The sequence below is a fragment of the Streptomyces sp. NPDC090798 genome (genome assembly GCF_044768965.1).
Taxonomy (GTDB): domain Bacteria; phylum Actinomycetota; class Actinomycetes; order Streptomycetales; family Streptomycetaceae; genus Streptomyces.
Window position 1 is genome coordinate 468,997 of sequence record NZ_JBIVXA010000001.1, and the last position, 26,673, is coordinate 495,669.

A 26,673-nucleotide genomic window follows, 5' to 3' on the forward strand; every position below is an offset into this window, starting at 1 on the left:
GCCAGGACGACCGGCCAGGACGACCTACTAGGACGACCGACGGCCGCGGCGGTCGCGCCACCACGTGCGGGCCCACAGCACATGCACCCCGCCGAGCGCGACCACGACGGCCGTCGCGTCGAGACGCACGGCGGCGGAGTTGCCGGGGCCCAGGTGCGCCACCGCGCGGGCGAACAGCGTGACGTCCGCGGGCAGGGTGACGGTCGCCAGGAACGCGAGACACAGCGTGGTACCGACGACGAGCACCACGCTGTACACGCGCACCGCCCGCCGTTCGTGGGCGGGGAGTTCGAGGCTGGGATCCGGGGCGGTGGTACGGCGCAGCGCCCGCCGTGCCGCGTACTTCGTGTACGCCACCCCGTCCCCGTACAGATCGCGGCAGCGCGTCAGGTCCTGGAGCACGAAGTACAGGTCCGTACGCATGAAGACCATGAGCTGGAAGGGGAGGGGGAGCAGGGCGAGCAGGGCGACCGCGGCCAGGATCCGGCGGGGGGTGCCGTGCGTGGCGCCCGCGGCGAGGGCGGCCAGGGAGGCGACAGTGAGGTTGGTCGCGATCCCGGCGAGGTAGGCGGTCAACCGGTGGCGGCGCGGGGCGAGTTCGATGCCGCTGATGTCCGTCTGCATGACCAGGAACTGCAGGCGCGTGCCGAGGCGCATCCGGCCGGGCACGCCGGTCGCCCGGGCGGTCACCAGGTGCGCGCACTCGTGGACCAGCAGGAGCGTCCAGCCGAAGCCCGCGCCGAGCGCGATCACCGCGCTGCCGTGCGGGCTCCACAGGAGGGTGTGGTAGCCGAGGGGAACGGGTGGGCGGGTGAGCAGGGTGGTGGTGATCAGCAGGGCGATGAGGACGGGCAGGACCGGGCTGAGCGCCCAGCGCACATGGCGCGGCCTGATCCGGGCGAGCGTCGGCTTCGGCGGGGGTGGCGAGGGCACTTCCCGTCCGTCCACCTCGGCGACGAACCCGAGGTCCACCAGCGCCTCGACGAAATCGGGTACGTCGATGTCGTCGCCGGTGGTCTCCCGCAGCCGCTTTCCGACCTCGGCGGTGCTCAGCCCCTGCCCGAGCAGGTCCAGTGCCCGCTTGCCGACCTCGGGCAGCGCGACGAACCGGCCTGTCGCCAGCCGGCCGACGATCCACTCGTCGCCGTCGGGGCGGGAGTCGAGGATGTGCAGACGTACGTGGTTCACGTGTGTTCCCCGGCCGCGCCGGCGGATCCGCCCGCGCCGCTCGCCCCGCTCGCGGGTCTGTCGCCGCACGCCGGGCAGTCGGGCCGCCGGGGGAATCTCTGCAGCACCGGGTCGCCCGGAAGCATCAGGTTCATCCCGAAACGGAAGCCCGGGTCGAGGGCGGGGACGCCGGTCAGCAGGGCCAGGGCCGCGTGGGCGAGCAGTCCGCCGGACAGGCCCGCGGTGACCGCGGTCGCGGGGTTCCACGGCAGGTGCGGGGAGGCGACCTCGTCGTCCTGGCCGGGCGCCAGGCGCAGCTCGCGGCGGGCCACCTCGCCGGCCCGCAGACACTCCCAGCAGGCACCCCGGCCGGGGACGTGGACCCCGGCCGTCACCAGGGGGCCGCGGTAGCCGGCGTCGACCCAGGGCAGGTCCGCGGCCAGACAGACACGGTTCGCCCAGCGGCGGATGTCGTCGGGACGGTCGGCGGCGAGGACGAGAAGGTCGTAGGAGTCCCGCGACGGGTACGGGACCTCGGGCGTCCCGGCCTGTTTCGGCTGGCTCGGGGCTCGGGACGGTCCGGCCTGTTTCGGCTCGCTCGGGGCTTCGGGGGCCCCGGCCCGTATCAGCTGTGCCAGGTCCGCCGGGTGCCGTATCTCCCGGCGCTCCCCGGTCACCGTCACGTCCGAGTTCAGTGCCCGCAGGGTGGCGAGCGCTGCCGTCACCTTCGGGTGGCCGAGGTCGGACTCGCGGAAGAGGGGCTGGCGGTTGAGGTTGGACAGCTCCACCACGTCCGGGTCCACGCAGTGCAGATGGCCGACCCCGGAGGCGACCAGGCTCTGCGCGGCGTACCCGCCCGTGCCGCCGACGCCGACCAGCAGCACCCGGGCCCGGCGCAGCCGGAGCTGGGCGTCCCAGGGGCTCGTCCGGGGGCCGAGGTCCATCCAGCGCAGCAGCGGCACACCCCGGCTGTAGCGCAGCCGTTCCCGCTCGGAGACCGGCACGGGCGCCGCCGCGTCCTCCACGAACCCGGCGTCGAGCAGGTCCGCCATCGCCTGCCGGGCGTCCTCGGGTGTGAGGTCGGGAAGTTCGGGATGCGCCCGCAGCACCTCGCCGACCACCGCCGACGGCTCTCGCGTTCCGTCCATCGTCTCGACCAGCGTCCAGACCCAGCCCTGCGGGTCCTCGATCTCGGCGCCGATGCCGTGGATGACGCTGCCGATGCGGACGTTGCCGTCGATGGTGCGGTACGGCCGGTGCTCGGGCTTGATCCGGGGCCTGCGGAGCGTGTCGACCGGCACCGTCACCAGGACCCCTTCCCGTTACACGTACATGCCTTGACACTCTGGTCCCCCGAGCCGAGCCTTGACAAGACGCGGTCGGCGATCGCGCCCGCAACGCTCAACGTCCCTATTGGCGAGAGGAGTTGGGGTGCCCACCAAGATTGTGATCCGCCCGTTGGACAAGAAGGAGACCACGGGCGACAGCAGCGGAGGCAACGGCGGCTGATCCGCTTCGCCGGGCAGGACCCAGGCAATGCGACGACAGGACCCAGGCCACCGCGGAGCCCACACAGAGAGGGGGCCACATGGCCGCCAAGATCGTGATCCGTCCGCTGGACAAGAAGGAGACCACCGGGGACAGCAACGCGAACGGCACCTGACCGGAGCACGGCATGCGGGGAACCCCGTATCCCACCCGCGGTGAGCTGCCGCGGCCCCCGGCACGTCCTCGGATCGCCCACTTCCCGCCGCGCGCGAGCTCATGGACATCGGACCGGACCTCACGCGCGCTCACACGCCCTCACGCGAGCCATGCGAAAGGGGGCCCCGGCACAACGCCCGGAGCCCCCCACTCACGTACGACCGACTACGCGGACGCCGCCGCCGCGTCCGCCGCCTGGGCCTTCAGCGCGCGCTCGACCCCGGAGCGGGACTCCGAGATCAGGCGCCGCAGGGCCGGGGTGGGCTCGGCCGAGGCCAGCCACGCGTCCGTCTTGGCGAGGGTCTCCTCGGAGACCTGGACGGACGGGTAGAGACCGACCACGATCTGCTGGGCGATCTCGTGCGAACGGGCGTCCCAGATGTCCTTCACCACGGAGAAGTACTTGTCCGTGTACAGGGCGAGCAGTTCGCGCTGGTCGGTCTGCACGAAGCCGCCGATCACCGCTTCCTGCACGGCGTTCGGGAGCTTGTCGGACTCGACGACCGCGGACCAGGCCTCCGCCTTCGCCTCCTCGGTGGGACGCGAGGCCCGGGCCGTCTCCGCGTGCCGCTCACCGGCCGCCGTCTTGTCGCGCTCCGCCTCGGCGCCGATCTCCGCCTCGTCGTAGCGCCCGACCGCCGCGAGCCGCTGGACGAACGCCCAGCGCAGCTCGGTGTCGACGGCGAGGCCCTCGACGGTCTCCCGGTCCTCCAGCAGGCCCTCCAGGAGGTCCAGCTGCTCCGGCGTGCGGGCGGTCGCCGCGAAGGCACGCGCCCAGGCGAGCTGGTGGTCGCTGCCGGGCTCGGCGGCGCGCAGGTGCGCGAGCGTCGCGTCCGTCCAGCGGGTCAGCAGTGCCTCGCGGGCCGTCGGGTCGGCGTACAGCTCGATCGCCAGTTTCACCTGGCGCTGCAGCGACTGCACGACACCGATGTCGGACTCCTTGCCGATGCCCGACAGGACCAGGGACAGGTAGTCGCGGGTGGCGAGCTCACCGTCGCGGGTCATGTCCCAGGCCGAGGCCCAGCACAGGGCACGGGGCAGGGACGACTCGAAGTCGCCGAGGTGCTCGGTGACGAAGGCGAGCGAGTCCTCGTCGAGGCGGACCTTGGCGTACGACAGGTCGTCGTCGTTGAGCAGGAAGACCGCCGGGCGGCGCTTCCCGACCAGCTCCGGTACGGCCGTCAGCTCGCCGTCGACGTCCAGCTCGACACGCTCGTCGCGCACCAGTTTGCCGCTGTCGTCGTCGAGGTTGTAGAGGCCGATCGCGATGCGGTGCGGGCGGAGGGTCGGCTCACCCTTGGCGCCCTCCGGGAGCGCCGGAGCCTCCTGACGGATCGCGAAGGAGGTGATGACCCCGTTCGCGTCGGTCGTGACCTCCGGCCGCAGGATGTTGATGCCGGCGGTCTGGAGCCACTTCTCCGACCAGGTCTTCAGGTCGCGCCCGGAGGTCTCCTCCAGGGCGCCCAGCAGATCGCTGAGGCGCGTGTTGCCGTAGGCGTGCCGCTTGAAGTACGCCTGCACGCCCTTGAAGAACTCGTCCATGCCGACGTACGCGACGAGCTGCTTCAAGACGCTCGCCCCCTTCGCGTACGTGATGCCGTCGAAGTTGACGAGGACGTCGTCCAGGTCGTTGATCTCGGCCATGATCGGGTGGGTGGAGGGCAGCTGGTCCTGCCGGTAGGCCCACGTCTTCATGGAGTTGGCGAAGGTCGTCCAGGAGTGCGGCCAGCGCGACTGGGGGGCGTAGGCCTGGCAGGCCGCCTCGGCGTAGGTGGCGAACGACTCGTTCAGCCACAGGTCGTTCCACCACTCCATGGTGACCAGGTCGCCGAACCACATGTGGGCCAGCTCGTGCAGGATCGTGGCGGCCCGCACCTCGTACGCGGCGTCGGTCACCTTCGACCGGAACACGTACTGGTCGCGGATCGTCACCGCGCCCGCGTTCTCCATCGCACCGGCGTTGAACTCCGGCACGAAGAGCTGGTCGTACTTCTTGAACGGGTAGGCGTAGTCGAACTTCTCCTGGAACCACTCGAAGCCCTGCCGGGTGACCTCGAAGATCGCGTCCGAGTCGAGGAACTCGGCGAGCGAGGGCCGACAGTAGATGCCGAGCGGCACGCTCTGCCCGTCCTTCTCGTACACGCTGTGCACGGAGTGGTACGGCCCGACGATCAGCGCGGTGATGTACGTGGAGATCCGCGGCGTCGGCTCGAAGACCCAGGTGTCGTCCTTGGGCTCGGGCGTCGGGGAGTTGGAGATCACGGTCCAGCCGGAGGGCGCCTTCACGGTGAACTGGAAGGTGGCCTTCAGGTCGGGCTGCTCGAAGGACGCGAACACCCGGCGCGCGTCCGGGACCTCGAACTGGGTGTAGAGGTAGGCCTGCTGGTCGACGGGGTCGACGAAGCGGTGCAGGCCCTCACCGCTGTTGGTGTACGCGCAGTCGGCCACGACACGCAGGACGTTGCGGCCCTCCAGGAGCCCCGGAAGCTCGATCCGCGAGTCCTTGAAGACCTCGGCGGGGTCGAGAGGGTCCCCGTTCAGGGTCACCTCGTGAACGGCGGGAGCCACCAGGTCGATGAAGGTCTGCGAGCCGCTCTCCTCGACGTCGAAGCGCACCGTGGTAACGGACCGGTAGGTGCCGCCCTCCTGCGCGCCCGAGAGGTCGAGATCGATCTCGTACGAGTCAACGGTGAGCAGCTTCGCCCGCTGCTGCGCCTCTTCGCGGGTCAGGTTTGTGCCAGGCACGCGGTCATCTCCTCGTTATGTGACGGTTGCGTCATCCTTCCATGGGACCTGCACGGATGCGATGTCCGTTTCCCGCCGGTACCAGGCACGCGCGGGCGCGAGCCTGGAGACATGACGACGCACACGACGACGCACTCGACGGACGCGACGACGGACATGACGACATACGCGACGACATACACGGCACGTCCCATCGACCCGGCGGTCCTGAAGGATCTCCGCACAGCTGACGATGCGGGCCGTCCGATGGTTCCCTTCGCGGACGAGGAGGGCGGGGCGCCGCTGCGCTGCTGTCTGCGCCGCAGCGAACCGGGGGAGCGGATCGCCCTCGTCTCCTACGCGCCGCTGCGCCGCTGGGCCGCCGGGACAGGCGTCGACCCGGGCGCGTACGACGAACAGGGCCCGGTCTTCGTCCACGCCGACGACTGCCCGGGCCCCGACCCGCACGGACGTCCCTTCCCGGGCGCCCACCGCACGGTCCGCCGCTACTCCGCCGAGGGCCACATCCTGGGCGGCCGTCTGGTCGAGGACCCCGACGCCTTCGACGAGGCCTTCGCGGAGGCCTTCGCCGACCTCGAGGTGGCGCTCGTCCACGTACGGGCCGTGGAGTACGGGTGCTTCCTCTACGAGGTGCGGCGGGCGTGAGAAGGGGCGGTCACCGTGCGGTGACCGCCCCCGGGGCACGCGGTAGGGGTGTCAGCCCTTGAGCTCCGCCGCCACCAGCTCCGCGATCTGGACCGCGTTCAGTGCGGCGCCCTTGCGGAGGTTGTCGTTGGAGACGAACAGGGCGAGACCGTGCTCGGCCGTCTCGTCGGTGCGGATGCGGCCCACGTAGGACGCGTCCTGTCCGGCGGCCTCGAGCGGGTTCGGGATCTCGGAGAGGGCGACGCCCGGGGCGCCGGCCAGCAGCTCGGTCGCGCGCTCCACGCTCAGCGGACGCGCGAAGCGGGCGTTCACCTGGAGGGAGTGGCCGCTGAACACCGGGACGCGGACACAGGTGCCGGAGACCTTGAGGGCGGGGATCTCCAGGATCTTGCGGGACTCGTTGCGGAGCTTCTGCTCCTCGTCCGTCTCGTGCAGACCGTCGTCGACGATCGACCCCGCGAGCGGGAGCACGTTGAAGGCGATGGGGCGCTTGTAGACCCCCGGCTCGGGGAAGTCGACCGCGCCGCCGTCATGGGTCAGCTTGTCGGCGTCCGCGGCGACCTTCAGTACCTGGCCGTGCAGCTCGGCCACGCCCGCGAGGCCGGAACCGGACACCGCCTGGTACGTCGCGACGACCAGCGCCTCGAGCCCCGCTTCCTCGTGCAGCGGCTTCAGGACCGGCATCGCGGCCATCGTCGTGCAGTTCGGGTTGGCGATGATGCCCTTGGGGCGGTCCGCGATCGCGTGCGGGTTCACCTCGGAGACCACCAGAGGCACCTGCGGGTCCTTGCGCCACGCCGAGGAGTTGTCGATCACGACCGCGCCCTGCGCGGCGACCTTCTCGGCCAGCGCCTTGGAGGTCGCGCCGCCCGCGGAGAACAGCACGATGTCCAGGCCGGAGTAGTCCGCCGTCGCCGCGTCCTCCACCGTCACACCGTCGAGCACCGTCCCGGCCGAACGCGCCGAGGCGAACAGCCGCAGCTCCTCGACCGGGAACTCCCGCTCGACGAGGATCCTGCGCATGACCGTGCCGACCTGACCGGTGGCTCCGACGATTCCGACCCTCACGGCGACTCCCTTAGCGTGCGTTTTACGTGGTCCAGCGCTTCCATCATGCGTCTGACCCGTGCCCGCGTGTCCAATCCTTTGCTCGTGGCGCCCGAGGAATGGGACGCGTCCGCCCTTCGGTATCCGTTCGGCATCCGAAAGAAAACCGTCCGTCGGCCGTCGGGGACCGCAAGCCGTACGGCGTGGGCGTCCTCGCGGCCCCCGGGCCGGTGTGACGTACGACTCTTTGGCGTGCGGCCGAACGTTTTGGCCCGCACCGGCGTCGTAGGGGAAACGCGGGAGGGGAGGGGCGGAGTGCTGCGCAGAAAGGCACGCCGTGCCCAGGGGGCGGACGATCCCCTGGACGCGGCCCAGGAACGCCGGGTGCGGGCGGTGCTCGCGCTCGGTGGCGTACCGCAGGCGGACCTGCCGGACGGGGTGCAGCAGGTCCGCCTGCGGTTGCTGGAACGCGCGGCGAAGGGGGACGAGGCACCGCGTGACGTGTCCGCGTGGGCGGCGGTCGTCGCCTCGAACCTGGCGATGGACTGGCACCGGGCCAAGCGGCGCCAGGAGCGGCTCGGTGAGCGGCTGGCCTCGCTGCGGCAGCCCGCGGACGCCCGTGACGAGGACTCCAGCGTGCTCTCGCTCGCCGTGGCGCAGGGCCTGGACGAGCTGCCCGACGCCCAGCGCCAGGTCCTCGTCCTGCGCTTCTACGCCGATCTGTCCGTGCGCGGGATCGCCGAGGAGCTCGGCATTCCGGAGGGCACGGTCAAGAGCAGGCTGCACTCGGCGGTCCGCGCTCTGCGCGCCCGCCTGCACGAGGACGAGGTGGTGTGACGTGGCCGAGTATGAGGGAGTGGACGCGCTGTTGGCCGCGATCACTGACGAGGCTCTGCCCGAAGGGGCAGGCGACGACCCGGAGTTCATGGCCGAGCACCGGTCGGCGGTGGCCGATGTGGCACTGCTGCGGGAGCAGTTGGCGGTCATCGGGGACGCGTTGGCGGACCGTGCGGAGGAAACGAAGCCGGTCCCGGTACGGGCCCCCAGGAAGCGCACCCGCCGCCCCGAAGGCGCCCCCAGGAACCGCGGGCGCCGTCCCCTAGCCCTCGTCGTGGGCACCCTCGCCGTGACCACCGTGGCCGCGATGGTCGTCGGCATGGGCTGGCTCCTCGCGCACAACGGGGGAGGCGCGTCGGAGACCAGCGGGGCCAAGGCGGCCGACAGCGGGAGCGCGGGCGGGGGGGCCTCGCTCAGCGCCCCTGGTCTGGCCTGCGCCCGGCTCGTCGCGGAGGGCACGGTCGCCCACGTCGAGCCGCTCCCCGGCACCACGGAGAACCGGATCACCCTCCACGTGGACCGCTACTACAAGCCGGAGAAGGGGAAGGCCGAGGTCGTCCTCGTACTGGAGGCGGAGGTGGCTCCCCGGCCGCGCGAGGGCGAGCGCGTGCTCGTCGCCCTCCACGACGACCCGGCGACACCGACCGGCTGGACCACGGGGGCGAAGGCCATCGCCGACGAACGCGCGTGGATCGTGAAGGCGCTGCCCGAGTCCCGCACTCTCACGTGCCCGTGATGAAGGCACGTGCCCGTGAAAAAGGCACGTGCCCGTGAAAAAGGCACGTGCCCGTGAAAAAGGGCGGGCGCCCGTTCCCGGACGCCCGCCCCTGCCATCGATCAGCCGGTTGCTACGGCGTGACCTTCTCGATCTTCACGCTGCCGAGGCCGGCGGCCGTGCCGCGGGCGTTCACCAGCTGGACCCGGCCGAAGAACTCGCGTCCCTCGGGGGCCGGCGCGGCCGCGGTGACCTCGCCGGAGACCGTCGCCGTACCGCCCGTGGCGAGCTTCACCGGCGCCGACTCGTCGACCTTGACCGAGCCGAGCGCGGAGGAGAAGAACACGTCACGGTAGTCGTACGCGGTCGAGCCCGACGGGACCGAGTAGCCCACGACCTTGATGGTGTACGTACCGGCGGCGGGGTTGGGGATGGAGACCGCCTCCTCCGAGTCGCCGTCCGCGGACTGCGCGACCTGCTTGCCGGCGGAGTCGTACACCGTCAGGTCCAGGTCGGCGGCCGTGTCCGAGACGTTGCCGATGGCGACGTCGAGCGACGCGGCGCCGGCCGGCACGTCGACCGTGCTGGTCTGGGTGGCGCCGCCCGCGATGGTCGGCCGGGCCGTCTTCGAGGAGCCGAGCGGGCCGCCCTTCAGGGTGCCGTCGAGCGCCGCGAAGCCGTTCGTCACCTTCCAGGAGGCGGTGACCGGCGTGCCGACCTTGGCCTCGGGGACCGTCACCACGGCCGGGTCGAAGGCCGCGCCGAGCACGGTGGCCTCCAGCTTGTACGGGTTGTCGAGCAGCGGCGAGGTACGGCGCGCCTCGACCTCGACCTCCCAGACACCGGGCTGCGGGTCCGCGTACGAGCGCACGTCGGGCTTGCAGCCGTTGGTGTTCGGGTAGTTGCTGTAGCAGTACGGCGTGCCGGTGTCCTCGACCGGGACACCGTAGGGGTGGATGGAGATGAACCGGGTCTGGCTCAGGTCCTTCAGCCCGCCGATCGCGACCTCCAGCGCCTTCGCGCCCTCGGGCACGGTCAGGAAGTACGACCGCGTGCTGTTGCGCTGCACCGAACTCGACGCGGAGTAGCTGTACTTGAGCGGCGTGGAGACCACGACCGTCGTCAGGATCTGCTTGTCGAGGCCCTCGGTCCGCGGGTCGTCGACCTCGAGGATCGCGCTCTTGATGCCGGCCGAGGAGGCCTTCGCGGCGACCTTGACGGTGACCGGCTTGTTCAGCTCGAGCTTGACCTCGTCGGAGCCGACGATCCTGAAGGTGTCACCGGCGTTGTTCTCGAAGTGCAGCTCGTGGCGGATCGCCTTGTCCGGGCCGGACGTACGCGTGATGGTGATCTCGTACGACTTCTTCACGCCGACCTCGAGGCCGCCCTCGCGGTCGTAGAGGCCGGTGCCGAAGCCCGGGGTCTTCAGGGCGTAGTCGATCGCGGTGTCGACCGGGGCCTTGACGGTGTAGTCGTGGGCGGTCACGTCGTCCTTGATCGACTTCCACGCGTCCACGATGTTGATGAGGCCCGCGCCCTCCTCGTACGCCTGCACACCCTTGATGTGGTGGGCGGTCGAGGTGAGGGCCGTGCGCAGCTTGGCGGGCGTCAGGGCGATGCCCTTCTGCTTGGCGGCGCTCAGCAGCAGCGCGGACGCGCCGGCGGCCTGCGGGGAGGCCATCGAGGTGCCCTGGAGCATCGAGTAGCCGGCCGGCAGGGAGTAGCCGGCCTGGGCGACCGGGGAGCCCGGCAGCCAGGTCTGCGTGGTGTTGATCGCGGCGCCGGGCGCGGTCAGCGTCGGCGTGAAGCCGCCGTCCTCACGCGGACCGCGCGAGGAGAACGGCATCATCGCGTACTTCTTCTCCACGCCGGAGCCGTAGTTGGCGGCCCAGGTGTCCTTGGAGATGGACGCGCCGACCGAGATGACCTTGTCGGCCAGGCCGGGGTCGCCGATGGTGTTGGCGCCGGGGCCGGAGTTGCCCGCGGAGATCACCAGCTGGACACCGTAGGTGTCGATGAGACGCGTGTAGAGCTCGGAGCGCGCGTTGTTGCCGTCGTTGAGGGCCGGCAGACCGCCGATCGACATGTTCACGATGTCGACGCCGTGGTTGACGACGAGGTCGATCATGCCCTCGGTGAGCGCGACGTTGGTGCAGCTCGGGCCGAACACGCAGGCGCGCGACGAGACGATCTTCGCGCCGGGAGCGGCGCCGTTCATCTTGCCGCCGAACAGGCCGTTCGCGGAGGTGATGCCGGCGACGTGCGTGCCGTGCTCGCTCGCGATCAGACCGATGTTGACGAAGTCGGCCTTCTTGCCGACCCAGGTGCCCCCGTAGGGGTCCATCGGCACGTCCTTGCGGATCTGCACGACGAACGGCTGGCTCTCGACGACGTCGGTGGCCGGGTTGTCGGTCCCGAAGTGACCGATCTGGTAGCCGTCCTTGTACGGCTTCATCGCGGTGTCGTCGCTGAAGTCGTGGTTGTTGTTCACGTCGACGGTGACGGTGCCGGCCGCCGGGTCGTACAGGACGCCCCACGAGTCGGTGGTGTCGCCGTCACGGTTCACGTCGCCCGCGGCGTCGCCGCCCGCGGTCGCGGACTCCTTGAACGTGCTGATCTCGTACGAGCCCGCCGGGGACGTCCAGCTCTGGCCGCCGTAGCTGAAGGCGGGGCCGGAGACCGCGCTGACCATGGGCCGCCAGCTCAGGTCGTTGTCGAGGATCGGGTCGGTCGAGGTGACCCAGTCGACGATCTTGCGCTCGCCGGTGGTGGTCTTCTGCAGCGCCGGGTGGCTCAGGTCCACACCGGAGTCGAGGATGCCGATGGTGACGCCCCGGCCGTCCGCCTTCGGGTTCTTCTTCACGAAGTCGACGGCGCCCGTCTCGAAGGACGGGTTGTAGGGGTTCTCGGCTGGGGTGTTCTTGTCGGGCGCGGCGTAGGTCTTCGTGGCCTTCGAAGAGGCGCCCTTGACCGTGTCGGCGCTCGGCGTCGGGTCGTCGAGCGCGATGTCCTGGCGCAGGTCGATGCCGTGCACCGAGGTCAGCTTGGTGGCGGCGGCGATGGCCGCGTCGGCCTTGGCGGTCGGGACGGTGGCCCGGACGTAACCGACCTTGTCGTACGTCTGGCCGACGGAGCCGCCCTTGACCGCGTCCATCTCCTGGGCGACCTGCTCGGTCTGCCCGGGAGCGGTGGCGATCATCATCGTGACGTTCTTGGCGCCGTCGGCCTTGGCCTCGGCGAGAAGGTCCGCGTCGTCCGAACCGAGCTTGGCGCTCGCGGACTTGGTGCCCGGGTCGGGCGTGGCGGGTGCGTGGTCCGCGGAGAAGGCCATGGGTATCGGCCCGGCCGCGGAGAGCGCGGCCACCAGGCCCGCGGCCACGGCGATGCGGGCCACGCGTCTCGCGCCCGATATCGGTGCGCGCTGAGGATCGGTCATCAGCATCCCTTGTAGGTAAAGGAACGAGCGTGGAGTGACCGGTCCCGACGTTCCCACGGGACGCGATCACATCAGTCCGGTATGTGAACCCGGATGACCGCTCAGCTTTACCTAAGGGGCAGTTGTTTGGGGAGAGTTGACCGGGGCGGGATGGAGCCATGGCGTACTTCCGCCATACGCCATGACGGTCAAAGCGCACTATGACAGGACATTGACAAGCAAGGTCAATCAATCCCCGGTCGCCCGGCGCCCGCTCCCGGCCGCTCAGGCCTCCCGTGTGCGCGCGTAGTGGCGGGACGCCTTCGCGCGGTTACCGCAGGCCGCCATCGAGCACCAGCGGCGGGTGCCGTTCCGCGAGGTGTCGAAGAAATGCAGGATGCAGGTGTCGTGGGCGCAGCGGCGGATGCGGTCGGGGGCGGTGGCGAGCAGTCCGAGGTAGTCGCGGGCGGCGAGCCAGGCGGGTCCCCAGGAGGGGTCGCCGAACTCCGCCTCCTCGCCGGGTCCTTGGCCGGTCAGTGTCACGCGGACGCGGCCGTGCGCGAGGACGGCGTCGATCCGGGCGGCGGCTTCCTCCAGGGTGCCGTCGACGGCCGAGCGCAGGGCGTCGCGGGCTTCCCGTACGTGCAGCAGTACGGCGTCGTCGGCCGGGAAGTCCAGTCCGTTCGCCGCCAGCCAGACCGCCAGGCCCTCGGTGTCCGTCAGCAGGTCCCGCGTCACTCCCTCGCGGTTCCAGCGGGTGTTGAGCAGGTCGAGCGAGACCGGCTCCCCGGTGAGCGGACGCGGATCGGCGGTGGTGGACATGAGGGGCTCCCATCAGTGCTAACCGCTCAAGAGTAGGTCACTGGTTGACGCCTTTCACCCTAACCCTTAATGTCAATGACAACGGTTAGCCCTTCTGTGGGGCGGCCAACGGCAGACGGGACCGTCATGACCTTGCGCACCGGCCACATCGGCCTGAACGTCACCGACCTTGACCGCTCGCTCGCCTTCTACCGCGACGTTCTCGGCTTCGGAGTGATCGCCGAGGGCAAGGAGGAGGAACGGCGCTACGCGTTCCTCGGCTCCCTCGCCGGCGACGGCCGCCCGGTGCTCACCCTCTGGCAGCAGGCACAGGGGCCGTACGACAAGGCCCGCGCCGGCCTGCACCACCTCGCCCTCGAAGCGGACTCGCTCGACCAGGTCAGGGAGTACGAGACGGCCTTGCGCGAGTACGGCGTCGACTTCGCGTACGAGGGCGTGGTCGCCCACCGTGAGGGTTCGGCGTCCGGCGGTGTCTTCTTCCACGACCCCGACGGCACCCGGCTCGAGATCTACGCGCCGAGCGGGGCGGAAGAGGCCCCGGTGCCGTCCGCCACCGCCCCCACCTGCGGTTTCTTCTAGGGGTCAGGGAGAGCGGGGCGCGTCATGACGTACCACTTCGGCTCACGGGCCGTACAGGACCGGGTGGGTGTGCGCGAGGTCGCCGACCATGTGGGGCGATCCGTCGGACAGGGCATCCGCCCCGTGGCCGCCGCCTTCCTCGAACTCCAGCCGATGCTGGTGCTGGGCGCGGCCGACCCGGCGGGCGGAGCGGTGTGGGCCTCGCTGCTCACCGGCGAGCCCGGGTTCGTGCGGGCGACGGGCGTCCGGCAGATCTCGGTCACGGGCGGCGGCCTGCGCGAGAGCGACCCACTGGCGCGGGCGCTCGCGACCCCGGGCACCTCCGTCGGCACGATCGCGCTCGACCCGCGCACCCGACGCCGAATGCGCCTCAACGGACGGGCCCGCCCGACCCCCCGCGGCTTCACCGTCGAGGCCGACCAGGTCTTCTCCAACTGCCCGAAATACCTGCAGAAGAGGGAGTCGTACGAGAAGGCCGAGCGTCCGCCCGGCACGCCCCGCCGGTCCGCCGGACTCTCCGCCGGGCAGCGCCGGTTCGTCGAGTCCGCCGACACCTTCTTCCTGGCCACCGTCCACGCGCACGGCGCCGACGCCAGCCACCGGGGCGGCAACCCCGGTTTCGTCCACGTCACTTCACCGCACGAGCTGCACTGGCGCGACTACCCCGGCAACTCCATGTTCCTGACCCTCGGCAACCTGGAGACGGATCCGCGGGCGGGGCTGCTCTTCCTGGACTGGGTGTCGGGGACGGTGCTGCAACTGACGGGCACGGCGCGCACGGAGTACGCGGCCGACGGGGAGCGCACGGTCGGCTTCACCGTCACCGAGGTCGTGCAGACGCCTGCCGCCAGCCCGATCCGCTGGTCGCCGCCGGAATACTCACCGGCCAACCCGTCCCTGCCGTAGGCGACTTGCCCTGCCCTGGTGCCGTAACGTCTGGGCATGCCGAAGCAGTTGAGGGTGGCGGCCTACGCCGTATGTGTGCGGGACGGGCGGATGCTGCTGGCCCGCTGGGTCGCGGGTGACGGAAGCAGGCGGTGGACCCTGCCCGGCGGTGGCATGGACCACGGCGAGGACCCCTACGACACCGTCATCCGCGAGGCCGAGGAGGAGACGGGCTACGCCGTAGAGCCCCTCGCGCTGCTCGGCGTCGACTCCGTACTGCGTTCGCACCCGCGCCGGCTCGGCTCGCCCAACGACTTCCACGCCCTGCGGATCGTCTACGAGGCCCGCGTCACCGGCGGCGAACTCCGCCACGAGACGAACGGCTCCACCGACATGGCGGCCTGGCACCCGCTCGACGAGGTACCCGCCCTCGACCGGGTCGCGCTGGTCGACGTGGGGCTGCGGCTGTGGCGGGAACGACCGCCCCTCGGCCGCGTCGGCTCCGAGGAGGCGGGGCGGTAGCCACAGGGGACCTGGCGGGGAACTGGTCCCCTACCCCGGAAAATGAACACGGAGTGACCGCGTCCCGGCCGTTCGGAGAGGGGCGGTGGACGCGCAGGGTGCTCCAAGATCCACGTACGGTGATCGGCGTCGGCAGTTGCCGCCTCGTTAACGTCCAGGTCACCCACGGTGCCAACGATCCAGTGTGAGCGGGGAGTTACCGCAACGAACCCCCCGCGACCACTGCCGACGCGTTCGCACTCGGGGAGACCGCGCCATGTCGCGCATACGCTCTGTCGCCACTTCCGCCGCCATGAACCGCCGTACCCTGCTCGCCGCCACCGGGGCGGTGACCCTCTCCGCGGGCATCGGCTATGCCCTGCGGCCCGACGCCGAGGCGCACGCCGCCACCACCGGCACCGGTGAGTCGGCCGTCGCCGTGTCACTCCCCCACTCTCGGCTTCGCTCGAGCGGGGGGACCCCCGCGGCACCCCTCGCTCCCTACGAGCGCGGCACCACCCTGGAGAGCGTGGCCGCGCCGCGCTCCGGCTCGGGCGGCTACCGGCGGCTCGGTGACGGCCCCGCCTGGAAGCGGGTCGTACGCGGCGACCTGGCCGCTGCCAAGTCGGGCCGGGCCGACCGGCGCACCGCGCTCGCCGCGTTCGTGCAGTTCACCGACCTGCACCTGATCGACGTCCAGCACCCGCTGCGGCTCGAGTACCTGCGCACGGGCGCCGCGAACGCCTGGCGCCCGCACGAGTCGCTGACCGTGGCCGGCGCCGTCTCGCTCGTCGAGCGGGTCAACGCGCTGCGGGGCGCCCCCGTCACCGGCTCCCCGCTGCACTTCGTCATGACCACCGGCGACAACACGGACAACAACTCCAAGACGGAGCTGGACTGGTTCCTGAAGGTCATGAGCGGCGGCCGGATCAGCCCCAACAGCGGCGACCCGCGCCACTACGAGGGCGTCCAGAACAGCGGCCTCAAGCTGTACTGGCAGCCGGACGCGGCCCTGCGCGACGCCGACAAGCAGCGCGGCTTCCCGCACCTGCACGGCTTCCTCGCGGCCGCCATCCGTGAGCTGCGCAGCCCCGGCCTCGGCCTGCCCTGGTACTCCACGGTCGGCAACCACGACGCGCTGCCGCTGGGCTGTTACCGGCACGGCGACTCCTTCCTCGCCGAGTTCGCCGTCGGCGGCAAGAAGCTGATGACGCTGCCCGCCTCGGCGAGCGTCGCGCTGCGCGCCGCCATCAAGAACGACAAGGACCCCAAGGGCACCCAGCTCAGGGACCTCCTCAAGACGCACGCGCGGGAGCTGCGCCCGGTCACCCCGGACGAGTCGCGCGCCCCCTTCACGCCCGCCGAGTACCTCAAGGCGCACCTCGACCCCGCGCACACCGGCCCCGGCCCGATCGGCCACGGCTACTCACAGGCCAACCTCGCCGCGGGCACCCAGTACTACGCCTTCCGCATCTCCGACGACATCATCGGCATCAGCATCGACACCACCGACCCGGGCGGCCACTACATGGGCTCCATCGGGACGACCCAGCTGCGCTGGCTGGACAAGACGCTGAGCGACAACAAGGACTCGTACGCCATCGTCTTCAGCCACCACACCAGCAAGTCGATGACCAACCGCCGCACCGACCCCGCGCACCCGAGCGACAAGCGCCACGGCGGCGAGGACGTGGTCGCCACGCTCGCCAAGCACCGCAACGTGCTGGCCTGGGTGAACGGCCACACCCACAAGAACGAGATCATCGCGCACTCCGCGCCGGACCACGGCTCCTTCTGGGAGATCAACACCGCCTCCCACGTCGACTTCCCGCACCTCGCCCGCATCATCGAGGTCGTCGACAACAAGGACGGCACGCTCTCCCTCTTCACCACCCTCATCGAGTCCGCGGCCCCGCACCGCACGGACTTCTCCGACCTCAGCCAGACCGGCCTCGCGGCCCTCTACCGCGAGCTCGCCTACAACTCCCCGGGCCGCAGCACCGAGCTGGCCGGCGCCTCGCGGGACCGCAACGCGGAGCTCGTACTGAAGAAGGCCTGAGGAAGCCCGAAGAACGGCCGAAATCCACTCAACTGGCATACAGGCGGGCAACCTTCGCACCGGCCCGCCGAGTCACTCCCCCCGACCAGGTTCACCGGTGAAGGGGGAACGGCATGTCAGTGCGTACGGGACTGGTGGCGGCGACGGCGGTGGCGCTCGCGGCCGCTCTGGCGGGGCCGGCGGTGGCGGCTCCCGCCGGGGCCGGCCACCACGGCGCGACCCGCGGCGCCATGGACGCCGCGGTGAAGGCCGGAGTGCCGGGCGTGACGGCGACGGCGCGGGACACCGGCGGCACATGGTCGGCCACGGCGGGCGTGGGCGACGTACGCACGCTCGCGCCGCGCGGCACGGCCGACCACTACCGCGTGGGCAGCATCACGAAGACGTTCGTGTCGACGGTGCTGCTGCAACTGGAGGCGGAGCGGCGGCTGTCGCTGGACGACACGGTGGAGAAGTGGCTCCCGGGCGTGGTCCGGGGCCACGGCCACGACGGACGCCGGATCACCGTCCGCCAGCTCCTCAACCACACCAGCGGCATCTTCAACTACACGGCGGACGACGACTTCGCCCGCACGTACTTCCTCAAGGACGGCTTCCTCGAACACCGCTACGACACGAAGACACCCGAGCAGCTCGTGGCGATCGCGATGACCCACCAACCGCTCTTCGCGCCGGGCGCGTCCTGGAGCTACTCCAACACCAACTACGTGCTGGCCGGCATGGTGATCGAGAAGGTGACCGGCCACTCCTACGCCGCGGAGATCCGCCGCCGCGTCATCGAACCGCTCGGCCTGCGCGCCACGTCCGTCCCCGGCACCAGGACGACGCTCCCACGGCCCAGCAGCCACGCGTACTCGAAACTTGCCCGCACGACGACGGGCCCGACGTACGACGTCACGCGGCTCAACCCCTCCCTGGCCTCCTCGGCCGGGGAGATGATCTCCGACTCCGCCGACCTGAACCGCTTCTACACGGCCCTGCTGGGCGGCCGGCTCCTTCCGCCGAAGCAGCTGAAGGAGATGAAGACCACGGTGAAGGCCGACGAGATCCCGGGCGCCCGCTACGGCCTGGGCCTCATCGACCGCAGGCTCAGCTGCGGGGTCCATGTGTGGGGCCACGACGGCGGCATCCACGGCTCGACGTCCTCCGCCGTGACGACGGCGGACGGCCGCCACTCGCTGGCCTTCAACTTCAACGGGGACTGGTCGGGGGACAGCGACGCGGTGATCGAGGGGGAGTTCTGCGACAAGTAGGTCCCTGAACGGCCTCCTTGACACAGGTCCGAGCTCGACGTTCCCCGCGGGCGCACACACGAGGAGGGGCCGCCGGATCGCCGACGGCCCCTCCTCTCCCCTCCTGATACCGCCCCGGTCCCTCACTACCGGGGCAGGACCACGACATACGCCGCCGGATCCCGGTCGTTCGCCGCCATCAGCGCGGTGCGGACCACCGCCGCCTGCTGCTCCATCGCCTCACGCAGCTTCCGCGGGGTGACGTGGACGACCGTGATGCCCAGCCGCTCCAGGTGCTCGCGCTTGCGGGCGTACTCCGACCAGAGAGCGTCGTCGTCCAGCCCATGGCCTTGCCCATGTCCTTCCCGATGTCCCTGCCCCGGCGCCCGGGTGTCCAGCTCCACGGCCACCGCCTGCTCGGGCCAGTACGCGTCGAGGCCGCCCAGGTGCGGCCCGCCCGGCAGGCGCAGATCGACGTTCCAGACCGGGTCGGGCAGGCCGTACTCCCGCACCATCCGGTAGAGGCGGTCCTCCGCGATCGCCCGGCCCTCCGCCAGCAGCGAGTCCACCGCGTCCACCACGTGCGGCCGGCTCAGCAGCCGCGCCTGCGTCAACTCACGTACCACCGAGGCCGGTTCGCAGTGCCCGGCGCGCACCGCCTCCGTCAGCAGCCGCCGTACAGCGCCCGCGTCCGACAACTCCGCCACCGCGTCGGCGAGGGCGCGCGGCACCGGGGCGACCGGGACACCCGTGAGGTACGAGGGGGCGGGCAGCGAAGGCGTACGGACGATGTGGGCGCAGCCGTGCGAGCGCAGCCGGCGCAGCCGGGGGACCAGGACGTCGATCTTGTCGAGGGAGGTCAGCGGGGGCGCCGAGGTGAACCCGTGCAGGGTCAGCGCCGCCAGGCCCGTGATCAGCGCGTCCGCGTACGGCCGCGGGGCGTGCGGCTCCTCGGCGCCCGGCTGGACGGGGATGCCCGGCGCCGGCTCGACTGCGGGGGTGCGGCCCGCGAACAGCAGGACGGCGTGCAGGCGTTCCTCGGAGGTGGGCGGCCCCGGGTGGAGGAGGAAGACGCCGGGGAGGATCTGCTGCCAGGGACCGCCCGGCCGGCACTGCTCGTTCGTGTCGGCGGCCGTGACGCCGTGGGTGCGCAGCTGAGCGGCGGTCAGGACCCGCCGCTGCGTGTGGGACAGGTGGCGGAGGGGGCGGGGGGAGAGCGGGGTGTTGTGGTTCATGACCGGGGGTTTCCCGCGCCCGATCCGTCCCCTAACCGCTGTTACACGCCCGTCGACAAATCCGGACAAGCTCGTCCTAAAGTACGGACGTTCGACTGCCGAAAGACGCTGGTCCGGATCGGGGTTACGGGGCCCGGTGCGCGGGTTCGGTAACGGGGCCCCGAGCGGCCGCATGGGCGACCCGGGGCCCCGTCACTCCCGGCCGTTGTCGCTACGAGCCCGCCGCCGTGTCGCACGTCTGCCCCCGCAGGGTGCGCGCCAGGTCGTCCCGCGCCTCCAGGACCAGACGGCGCAGAGCCGGTGCCGCGTCCTCGTGGGCGGTGAGCCAGGCGTCCGTCGCGTCCAGGGTCTCCTGGGAGTCCCGCAGGGACGGGAACAGGCCCTTGACCACGTCCATGCCGATCTGGATGGACCGCTCGGCCCAGACGCGCTCGATGGCCGCGAAGTACTTCGCGGCGTAGGGATCCAGCAGCTCCCGCTGGGAGGGCTGCGTGAAGCCCGCGATGGTCGCCTCGACCAGCGCGTTGGACAGCGCGTCCGACTCGACGACCTGCGCCCAGGCCTGGGCCTTGACCGCCGCCGATGGGCGGGCGGCGAGGCAGCGGACCTGGTGGCGCTTGCCGGAGGCCGTGTCGTCGCGGGCCAGTTCGGCCGCGAGAAGGGACTCGTCGGCGACGCCGTGCGCGGCCAGCGGCTCCAGGAACGCCCAGCGCAGCTCCTGGTCGACGTCCAGGCCGTCGACCTTGGCGCTGCCCTCGAGCAGGTGCAGCAGCAGCTGCAGATCGGCCTGGTCGGAGGCGACCGTGGCGAAGAAGCGGGCCCAGGTCAGCTGATGCTGGCTGCCGGGCTCGGCGAGCCGCAGCTCCTTCAGGGCGCCCTGGGCGAGGAGCCGGCCGCCCTCCGCACGCCAGTCGGGTGCCGCGTAGTGGACGAGCGCCGAGTGCGCCCAGGCGTGCAGCATCTGCAGGACGCCGATGTCGGACTCGCGGCCCGCGAAGCGCAGCACCAGGCCCACGAAGTCCCGGGCCGGCATCAGCGCGTCCCGGGTGAGGTTCCACAGCGCCGACCAGCACAGCGCGCGGGCGAGCGGGTCGGTGATGTCGCCGAGCCTCTCGCGCAGCGTGGCCAGCGAGTTCTCGTCGAAGCGGATCTTGCAGTACGTGAGGTCGTCGTCGTTGACGAGGACCAGCTCGGGGGCGTCCGCGCCGACCAGCTCCCCGACCACCGTACGGGGGCCGTCGACGTCGACCTCGGCACGGGCGTACCGCACCAGGGAGCCGCTGACGTCCTCACGTCGGTACAGGCCCACGGCGACGCGGTGCGGGCGCAGTTCGGGGTGCGACTCGGGGGCCTCCTGGAGCACGGCAAGCTCCGTGATGCGGCCCTCGGCGCTCAGGATCACCTGCGGGGTCAGGGAGTTCACCCCGGCCGTCTGGAGCCACGCCCGCGACCAGGTGGCCAGATCGCGCCCGCTGGTCTCCTCCAGCGCCGACAGCAGATCGCCGAGGCGCGTGTTGCCGTACGCGTTCCGCTTGAAGTAGCGGCGCGCGCCCTCCAGGAACGCGTCCTGGCCGACGTACGCGACGAGCTGCTTGAGCACGCTCGCCCCCTTCGCGTACGTGATCCCGTCGAAGTTGAGCTTGGCGTCCTGGAGGTCGCGGATGTCGGCCGTGATGGGGTGGGTGGAGGGCAGCTGGTCGGCACGGTACGCCCACGCCTTGCGGCGGTTGGCGAAGGTGATCCAGCCGTTCTCGAAGCGGGTCGCCCCGACCAGCGCGAACGCGCCCATGAAGTCGGCGAAGGACTCCTTGAGCCAGAGGTCGTCCCACCACTCCATGGTGACGAGGTCGCCGAACCACATGTGCGCCATCTCGTGCAGGATGACGTTGGCCCGGCCCTCGTACGACGCCTGTGTCACCTTGCCGCGGAAGATGTACTCCTCGCGGAAGGTGACGAGCCCCGGGTTCTCCATCGCGCCGAGGTTGTACTCGGGCACGAACGCCTGGTCGTACTTCCCGAACGGGTAGGGGAAGTCGAAGTGGTCGTGGAAGAAGTCGAGCCCCTGCTTGGTCACCAGGAACACGTCGTCGGAGTCGAAGTGGGGCGCAAGCCCCTTGCGGCACATCGCGCCGAGCGGGATCTCCAGCGTCGTACCGTCGTCGAAGGTGCGCGCGTAGCTGTCCGTGACGTAGTGGTACGGGCCCGCCACGAACGCGGTGATGTACGTGGAGATCGGCTCGGTCTCGGCGAACTTCCACACACCGTCGACGAGTTCACCGACGCCGTTGCTCCAGACCGTCCACCCCTCCGGGGCCCGCACCTCGAAACGGAAGGGGGCCTTGAGGTCCGGCTGCTCGAAGTTCGCGAAGACGCGCCGGGAGTCGGCGGGCTCGTACTGGGTGTAGAGGTAGACCTCGCCGTCCTCGGGGTCGACGAAGCGGTGCATGCCCTCGCCGGTGCGGGAGTAGGCACACTGCGCGTCGACGACCAACTCGTTGTCGGCCCGGAGGTCCTCAAGCCGGATGCGGGAGCCGTCGAAGACCTCGCCGGGGTCCAGGTCCTTGCCGTTGAGCGAGACGGAGGTGACGCTCGGTGCGAGCAGATCGGCGAAGCTCGCGGCGCCGGGCTCCGCGCAGCGGAAGCGGATCGTGGTCACCGAGCGGAACGTGCGCGGCTCGGCCTCGATGTCGCCCAGGGCGGAGCGCAGGTCGAGGGAGACCTCGTACCCGTCCACGGACAGCAGCGCTGCCCGCTCCTGGGCCTCGTCGCGGGTCAGATTCTCACCGGGCACGGGCGGCACTCCCTCGGGGCGTCACGGAATGGACGTGGATACTGCGGAACGGATGTCCGGCATCCGACGGCGGATACGGCTGGACAGGAGCGATCCTGCCATGTGCCCCTGACGCGGGACACCCGGGAACGAGGCGGGACACCCGGGAATGAGGCGAGCCGCCTCCGGTGTTGCTGCGGGAAACACCGCTTTCCGAGGAGAACCATGCCCGAGACCGCGTCCCCCAAGACCCCCGTCGACTTCTGGTTCGACCCGCTGTGCCCCTGGGCCTGGATGACCTCGCGCTGGGTGCTCGAAGTGGAGAAGGTCCGGGACATCGAGGTCCGCTGGCACATCATGAGCCTCGCGGTCCTCAACGAGGACAAGCTGGACCAGCTGCCCGAGGAGTACCGGGACATGCTCGCCACCAAGGCCTGGAAGCCGATCCGGGTGGTCACCGCCGCCTGGCAGAAGCACGGCGAGGACGTCCTCGGCCCGCTCTACACCGCGCTCGGCACCCGCATCCACAACCAGGGCGAGGGCGCGACCATCGAGGCGATCGCGGGCGCGCTCGAGGACGTGGGCCTCCCGGCCTCCCTGCTCGACTACGCCGACCAGGAGGACTTCGAGTTCGACGCCGAGCTGCGGGCCTCCCACAAGGAGGGCATCGAGAAGGTCGGCCAGGAGGTCGGCACCCCGGTGATCGCGCTCCCCGGCGACGACGGCGAGCAGATCGCCTTCTTCGGCCCGGTCGTCACGCCCACCCCGAAGGGCGAGGCCGCGGCCAAGCTGTGGGACGGCGCGCTGCTGGTCGCCTCGACCCCCGGCTTCTACGAGATCAAGCGGACCCGCACGAAGGGCCCGGACTTCAGCAACCTGTAAGGGCCACCGGGAGTCATTCCGGCTCGGGCATCTTCTGGGGCGGGTCGAACGGCTTGACCCTCGATGCCGTGCGGATGTTGCGGCAGTCGAAGTCGGTACGGCCGCAGATCCAGTAGTCGTCCACATAGGCGTTCGGCTTCTGGAGATTCGCCAGCTTGCGGATGATGTCCCGCTCCCGGTCGTCCCGGGGCTGGCGGTGCGGCTGGTAGGACCCACACGTGTAGCAGGGGTACGTCATTTCCCTCGGCATCCCGCAACGATGCCCCGGAAGCCCGCATACCGTAAGGCCCCGTGAGGCTCCTTTCCGCTCCTCACGGGGCTGCCGGACAGACCCGGACGGCGGGCTTCCGCCGGAGCGCGCACGCGAGCGCGGCCCGACCGGAATACTGGCGGGTCATGAGTACGACGAACATGACCCACAGCGCCGTGGGTCCCGCAGCTTCAGTGAGCACGACCCTGCTGCTCGCCCGGCACGGCCGGACCGTCTGGCATGCCGAGAACCGCTACGCCGGATTGAGTGACGTCCCCCTCGCCGACGAGGGCCACGCCCAGGCCGAGGCCCTCGGCCGCTGGGCCGCCGCGCACCCCGTGGACGCCGTCTGGACGTCGACCCTCTCGCGCGCCGCCGCCACGGCCGAGCCCGCCTGCCGCGCCCTCGGTCTCACCGCGCACCGCGAACCCGCCCTGCGCGAATGCGACTTCGGGGTGGTGGAGGGCCGTACCCTCGCCGAGTTCGAGGCCGAGAACCCCGTCCGGGCGAAGGCGTTCCGGGTCGACCCGGTGTCGTACCCCTTCCCGGAGGCGGAGGACCCGCGCACCGCGGCGGCCCGCGGAGCGGCCGTCCTGCGCCGGATCGCGGCCGCGCACCACGGCGAACGCGTCCTGGTCGTCGCCCACAACACCCTGCTCCGGCTGGTGCTCTGCTCGCTGCTGTCCATCCCGCTGGGCGAGTACCGCAGGGTCCTCCCGCGGCTGCGCAACGCCGCGATCACCGAACTTCGCATGACGGACGGCGCCGCCGCGCTGCTGTCGCTCAACGTGCCCTGCGCGTGACGCGAGCCGTGTACACAGGAGGGCCCCCGCGAGTCACGTCCTCGCGGGGGCCCTCCTTCTCTCCGCCTGCCACGTGAAAGGTGAGAAGACGATCACGAGCAGGACGTTTCATACCTGCCTCAGGGGGTCGGCAGCAAGACGTTCGCGCGGGACCTGGCCGCCTCGTGACGCCGGGCCACGTCCTGCCAGTCGACGACCTGCCACATCGCGTCGATGAAGTCGACCTTCTGGTTCTTGTACTGGAGGTAGAAGGCGTGCTCCCAGGCGTCGAACACCAGGATCGGCACCGAGCCCTGCCCCACGTTGCCCTGGTGGTCGTAGATCTGCTCGACGACGAGGCGACCGCTGAGCGGCTCGTAGGCGAGGACGCCCCAGCCGGAGCCCTGGGTGGTCGCGGCGGCCTTCGTCAGCTGCGCCTTGAACCCGGCGAAGGAGCCGAACGACTCGGTGATCGCGTCCGCGAGCTCCCCCACACCGTCCACGGCGAGGGGCTCACCGCCGCCGTTCCCGGTCATGTTCGTCCAGTAGACGCTGTGCAGGATGTGGCCGGAGAGATGGAAGGCCAGGTTCTTCTCCAGGCCGTTGACCGCTCCCCACGACTCCTGGTCACGCGCCTCGGCGAGCTGCTCCAGCGTGTCGTTGGCTCCCTTCACATACGCCGCGTGGTGCTTGTCGTGGTGCAGCTCGATGATCTCGGGGCTGATCACGGGTGCGAGCGCGGCGTAGTCGTACGGCAGCTCAGGGAGTGTGTAAACGGGCATGGCGGGGTCCCCTCCGGCCTCGTAAGACCTTATTGCACATAGGTTGCAACTGCACGTTAGCAACAAGAAGGCCCTCGTGTGCATCACACGAGGGCCTCAGGCGGAGCGGGAACGGTCGAAACGGCCGGCCGGAACGGTCGGACGATCAGCGGGCCGCGCGGGCCCGCTGCCACACGTATCCGACGGCCGCCAGGAACAGCGTCATCCCGCCCGTCGAGTACAGCTGCACCCGGGTGTCCGGCTGCCGGGCCATCAGGATGAAGATCGCGGCCATGCCGGCCAGCGCCACCCAGGTCAGCGCCGGGAACAGCCACATCCGCACGACCAGCTTCTCCGGTGCCTCGCGCTCCACCCGGCGCCGCAGCAGCAGCTGGGAGACCGCGATGAAGATCCACACGACCAGGATCACCGCGCCGATCATGTTCAGCAGCCAGGGGAAGACGTCGTCCGGCCGCCAGTGGCTCAGCAGCACGCACACGAAGCCGAAGACACAGGAGACGAGCACCGCGACGCGCGGGACCCCGGCCGAGACCTTGCCGAGGGCCTTCGGGCCCTGGCCGCGCTCCACCAGCGAGTAGGCGATGCGCGAGGAGCCGTAGATGTTGGCGTTCATCGCCGAGAGCAGCGCGACGAACACGACCACGTTCATCAGCTGACCGGCGCCCGGGATGCCCAGGTGGTCGAGGGCGGCGACGTACGGGCCCTTCTCGACGACCTCCTTCGAGTCCCAGGGGACCAGCGTGACGATGACCGCCATGGAGCCGATGTAGAAGAGCGCGATGCGCCACATCGCCGTACGGACGGCGCGTGCGACGCCCTGGACCGGGTTCTGCGACTCGGCCGCCGCGATGGTGACCGTCTCCAGACCGCCGTACGCGAAGACCGACGCGAGCAGACCGACGACGAGCCCCTCGCCGCCGTGCGGGAGGAAGCCGCCCTGGCCGGTGAGGTTCGAGGCGCCGGGGGAGTCCGTGCCGGGGAGCACGCCCGCGACGGCCAGCACACCCAGGACCAGGAACAGGCTGATCGCGCCGACCTTCAGCGCGGCGAACCAGAACTCGAACTCGCCGAAGTTCTTCACTGCGGCGAGGTTCGCGACACAGAAGACCACCATGAACAGGGCGACCCAGGCCCACTCGGGCGTACCCGGCAGCCAGCCGGTGACGATCTTCGCCGCCCCGATCCCTTCGAGCCCCACGGCCGTGCAGAGCAGCACCCAGAAGGACCACCCCGCGGTGAAGCCCGCCCACGGTCCGATCGCCCGCTCGGCGTGGGCCGAGAACGAGCCCGAGGACGGATACGCGGCGGACATCTCGCCGAGCATCCGCATCACCAGCATGACCAGCAGGCCGGAGACCGCGTACGCGATCACGATCGACGGTCCCGCGGCGGCGATCCCCGCGCCGGACCCGACGAAGAGACCGGCGCCGATCACGCCGCCGAGGGCGATCATCGACAGATGGCGCTGCTTGAGGCCGTGGGAGAGCGGGGCGTGCGGGTCGGGAGCGGTGGGCGGGGTGTCGAGGGTGGTGCGGGACATGAGAGCGGGTGGTCCCTTACGTGCGAGTGGGCAAAATCGCCCACAGTCTGGGCAGCCTCTCCGCTCAGGGGGAGAGGCT

The 26,673-nt window shown here is 70.9% G+C and carries 21 protein-coding genes; 10 read left to right on the forward strand and 11 right to left on the reverse strand.

All coding sequences use genetic code 11. From position 1 onward, the window contains the following. Positions 1–27: 27 nt before the first annotated feature. From ACIQTP_RS02020 to pepN (ACIQTP_RS02030), 3 genes are all read right to left on the reverse strand, one after another. Entirely contained in the window at positions 28–1,188 is a 1,161-nt protein-coding gene (locus ACIQTP_RS02020; RefSeq protein ID WP_403395325.1) for a hypothetical protein, read from the reverse strand. After that, positions 1,185–2,468 carry a HesA/MoeB/ThiF family protein gene (locus ACIQTP_RS02025; protein ID WP_403396075.1) on the reverse strand — a complete coding sequence of 428 codons (1,284 nt, stop codon included), beginning with the start codon at positions 2,466–2,468 and terminating at the stop codon, positions 1,185–1,187. Before ACIQTP_RS02025 ends, ACIQTP_RS02020 begins: the two co-directional genes overlap by 4 nt. A 568-nt stretch (positions 2,469–3,036) precedes the next feature. Beyond that, on the reverse strand, positions 3,037–5,616 hold the full coding sequence (pepN, locus tag ACIQTP_RS02030) for an aminopeptidase N (RefSeq protein ID WP_403395327.1): 2,580 nt from the start codon (positions 5,614–5,616) through the stop codon (positions 3,037–3,039). Positions 5,617–5,727: 111 nt separating this feature from the next. Between pepN (ACIQTP_RS02030) and ACIQTP_RS02035 the strand changes: the two genes are divergently transcribed. Next, complete coding sequence (locus ACIQTP_RS02035) at positions 5,728–6,261, forward strand: DUF1203 domain-containing protein (RefSeq protein WP_403395329.1); 534 nt, start codon at positions 5,728–5,730, stop codon at positions 6,259–6,261. Between the two features lie 51 nt (positions 6,262–6,312). On the opposite strand, the gene ACIQTP_RS02040 is transcribed toward ACIQTP_RS02035, so the two are convergent. Further along, complete coding sequence (locus ACIQTP_RS02040; RefSeq protein ID WP_403395331.1) at positions 6,313–7,329, reverse strand: aspartate-semialdehyde dehydrogenase; 1,017 nt, start codon at positions 7,327–7,329, stop codon at positions 6,313–6,315. Between the two features lie 294 nt (positions 7,330–7,623). Between ACIQTP_RS02040 and ACIQTP_RS02045 the strand changes: the two genes are divergently transcribed. Both ACIQTP_RS02045 and ACIQTP_RS02050 read left to right on the forward strand, forming a co-directional pair. Continuing rightward, the gene (locus tag ACIQTP_RS02045; protein WP_168508699.1) at positions 7,624–8,145 is read left to right on the forward strand and encodes a sigma-70 family RNA polymerase sigma factor; all 522 of its coding nucleotides are present in this window, start codon (positions 7,624–7,626) and stop codon (positions 8,143–8,145) included. A 1-nt stretch (position 8,146) separates the two neighbouring features. Beyond that, positions 8,147–8,881, forward strand: coding sequence for a hypothetical protein (locus tag ACIQTP_RS02050; RefSeq protein ID WP_403395333.1), 735 nt, complete (start codon positions 8,147–8,149; stop codon positions 8,879–8,881). 112 nt (positions 8,882–8,993) lie between these two features. Here the strand turns inward: ACIQTP_RS02050 and ACIQTP_RS02055 are convergent, their stop codons facing one another. Both ACIQTP_RS02055 and ACIQTP_RS02060 read right to left on the reverse strand, forming a co-directional pair. Then, complete coding sequence (locus ACIQTP_RS02055) at positions 8,994–12,296, reverse strand: S8 family serine peptidase (RefSeq protein WP_403395335.1); 3,303 nt, start codon at positions 12,294–12,296, stop codon at positions 8,994–8,996. Positions 12,297–12,560: 264 nt separating this feature from the next. Next, positions 12,561–13,097, reverse strand: coding sequence for a CGNR zinc finger domain-containing protein (locus tag ACIQTP_RS02060; RefSeq protein ID WP_402051726.1), 537 nt, complete (start codon positions 13,095–13,097; stop codon positions 12,561–12,563). A 126-nt stretch (positions 13,098–13,223) separates the two neighbouring features. On the opposite strand from ACIQTP_RS02060, the gene ACIQTP_RS02065 reads away from it, so the two are divergent. From ACIQTP_RS02065 to ACIQTP_RS02085, 5 genes are all read left to right on the forward strand, one after another. After that, the gene (locus ACIQTP_RS02065; RefSeq protein ID WP_403395338.1) at positions 13,224–13,676 is read left to right on the forward strand and encodes a VOC family protein; all 453 of its coding nucleotides are present in this window, start codon (positions 13,224–13,226) and stop codon (positions 13,674–13,676) included. A gap of 24 nt (positions 13,677–13,700) precedes the next feature. Further along, positions 13,701–14,582, forward strand: a complete 882-nt coding sequence (locus ACIQTP_RS02070) for a pyridoxamine 5'-phosphate oxidase family protein (RefSeq protein WP_403395340.1) — start codon at positions 13,701–13,703, stop codon at positions 14,580–14,582. Positions 14,583–14,618: 36 nt separating this feature from the next. After that, the gene (locus ACIQTP_RS02075; protein WP_402051735.1) at positions 14,619–15,083 is read left to right on the forward strand and encodes an NUDIX hydrolase; all 465 of its coding nucleotides are present in this window, start codon (positions 14,619–14,621) and stop codon (positions 15,081–15,083) included. Positions 15,084–15,339: 256 nt separating this feature from the next. Then, the gene (locus tag ACIQTP_RS02080; RefSeq protein ID WP_403395342.1) at positions 15,340–17,121 is read left to right on the forward strand and encodes a TIGR03767 family metallophosphoesterase; all 1,782 of its coding nucleotides are present in this window, start codon (positions 15,340–15,342) and stop codon (positions 17,119–17,121) included. A 113-nt stretch (positions 17,122–17,234) separates the two neighbouring features. After that, positions 17,235–18,374 (forward strand): serine hydrolase domain-containing protein, encoded by a 1,140-nt coding sequence (locus ACIQTP_RS02085; protein WP_403395344.1) that lies wholly within the window; start codon positions 17,235–17,237, stop codon positions 18,372–18,374. A 125-nt stretch (positions 18,375–18,499) separates the two neighbouring features. Here ACIQTP_RS02085 and ACIQTP_RS02090 read toward each other — a convergent pair whose 3' ends face one another. Next, on the reverse strand, positions 18,500–19,588 hold the full coding sequence (locus ACIQTP_RS02090; RefSeq protein ID WP_403395346.1) for a hypothetical protein: 1,089 nt from the start codon (positions 19,586–19,588) through the stop codon (positions 18,500–18,502). Between the two features lie 211 nt (positions 19,589–19,799). After that, positions 19,800–22,379, reverse strand: coding sequence for an aminopeptidase N (pepN, locus tag ACIQTP_RS02095; RefSeq protein WP_403395348.1), 2,580 nt, complete (start codon positions 22,377–22,379; stop codon positions 19,800–19,802). A 204-nt stretch (positions 22,380–22,583) separates the two neighbouring features. Here pepN (ACIQTP_RS02095) and ACIQTP_RS02100 point away from each other — a divergent pair, with 204 nt between their 5' ends. After that, on the forward strand, positions 22,584–23,240 hold the full coding sequence (locus ACIQTP_RS02100) for a DsbA family protein (RefSeq protein ID WP_402051750.1): 657 nt from the start codon (positions 22,584–22,586) through the stop codon (positions 23,238–23,240). Between the two features lie 13 nt (positions 23,241–23,253). Here the strand turns inward: ACIQTP_RS02100 and ACIQTP_RS02105 are convergent, their stop codons facing one another. After that, a complete protein-coding gene (locus ACIQTP_RS02105) occupies positions 23,254–23,490 on the reverse strand; it encodes a hypothetical protein (protein WP_168491554.1) in 237 nt (78 codons plus the stop codon). 146 nt (positions 23,491–23,636) lie between these two features. Between ACIQTP_RS02105 and ACIQTP_RS02110 the strand changes: the two genes are divergently transcribed. Next, positions 23,637–24,293, forward strand: coding sequence for a histidine phosphatase family protein (locus ACIQTP_RS02110; protein ID WP_403395351.1), 657 nt, complete (start codon positions 23,637–23,639; stop codon positions 24,291–24,293). A 119-nt stretch (positions 24,294–24,412) separates the two neighbouring features. Here ACIQTP_RS02110 and ACIQTP_RS02115 read toward each other — a convergent pair whose 3' ends face one another. Together ACIQTP_RS02115 and ACIQTP_RS02120 are read right to left on the reverse strand one after the other, a co-directional pair. After that, positions 24,413–25,054 carry a superoxide dismutase gene (locus tag ACIQTP_RS02115; protein ID WP_403395352.1) on the reverse strand — a complete coding sequence of 214 codons (642 nt, stop codon included), beginning with the start codon at positions 25,052–25,054 and terminating at the stop codon, positions 24,413–24,415. Positions 25,055–25,199: 145 nt separating this feature from the next. Further along, positions 25,200–26,594, reverse strand: a complete 1,395-nt coding sequence (locus ACIQTP_RS02120; protein WP_403395354.1) for an amino acid permease — start codon at positions 26,592–26,594, stop codon at positions 25,200–25,202. Between the last annotated feature and the right edge of the window lie 79 nt (positions 26,595–26,673).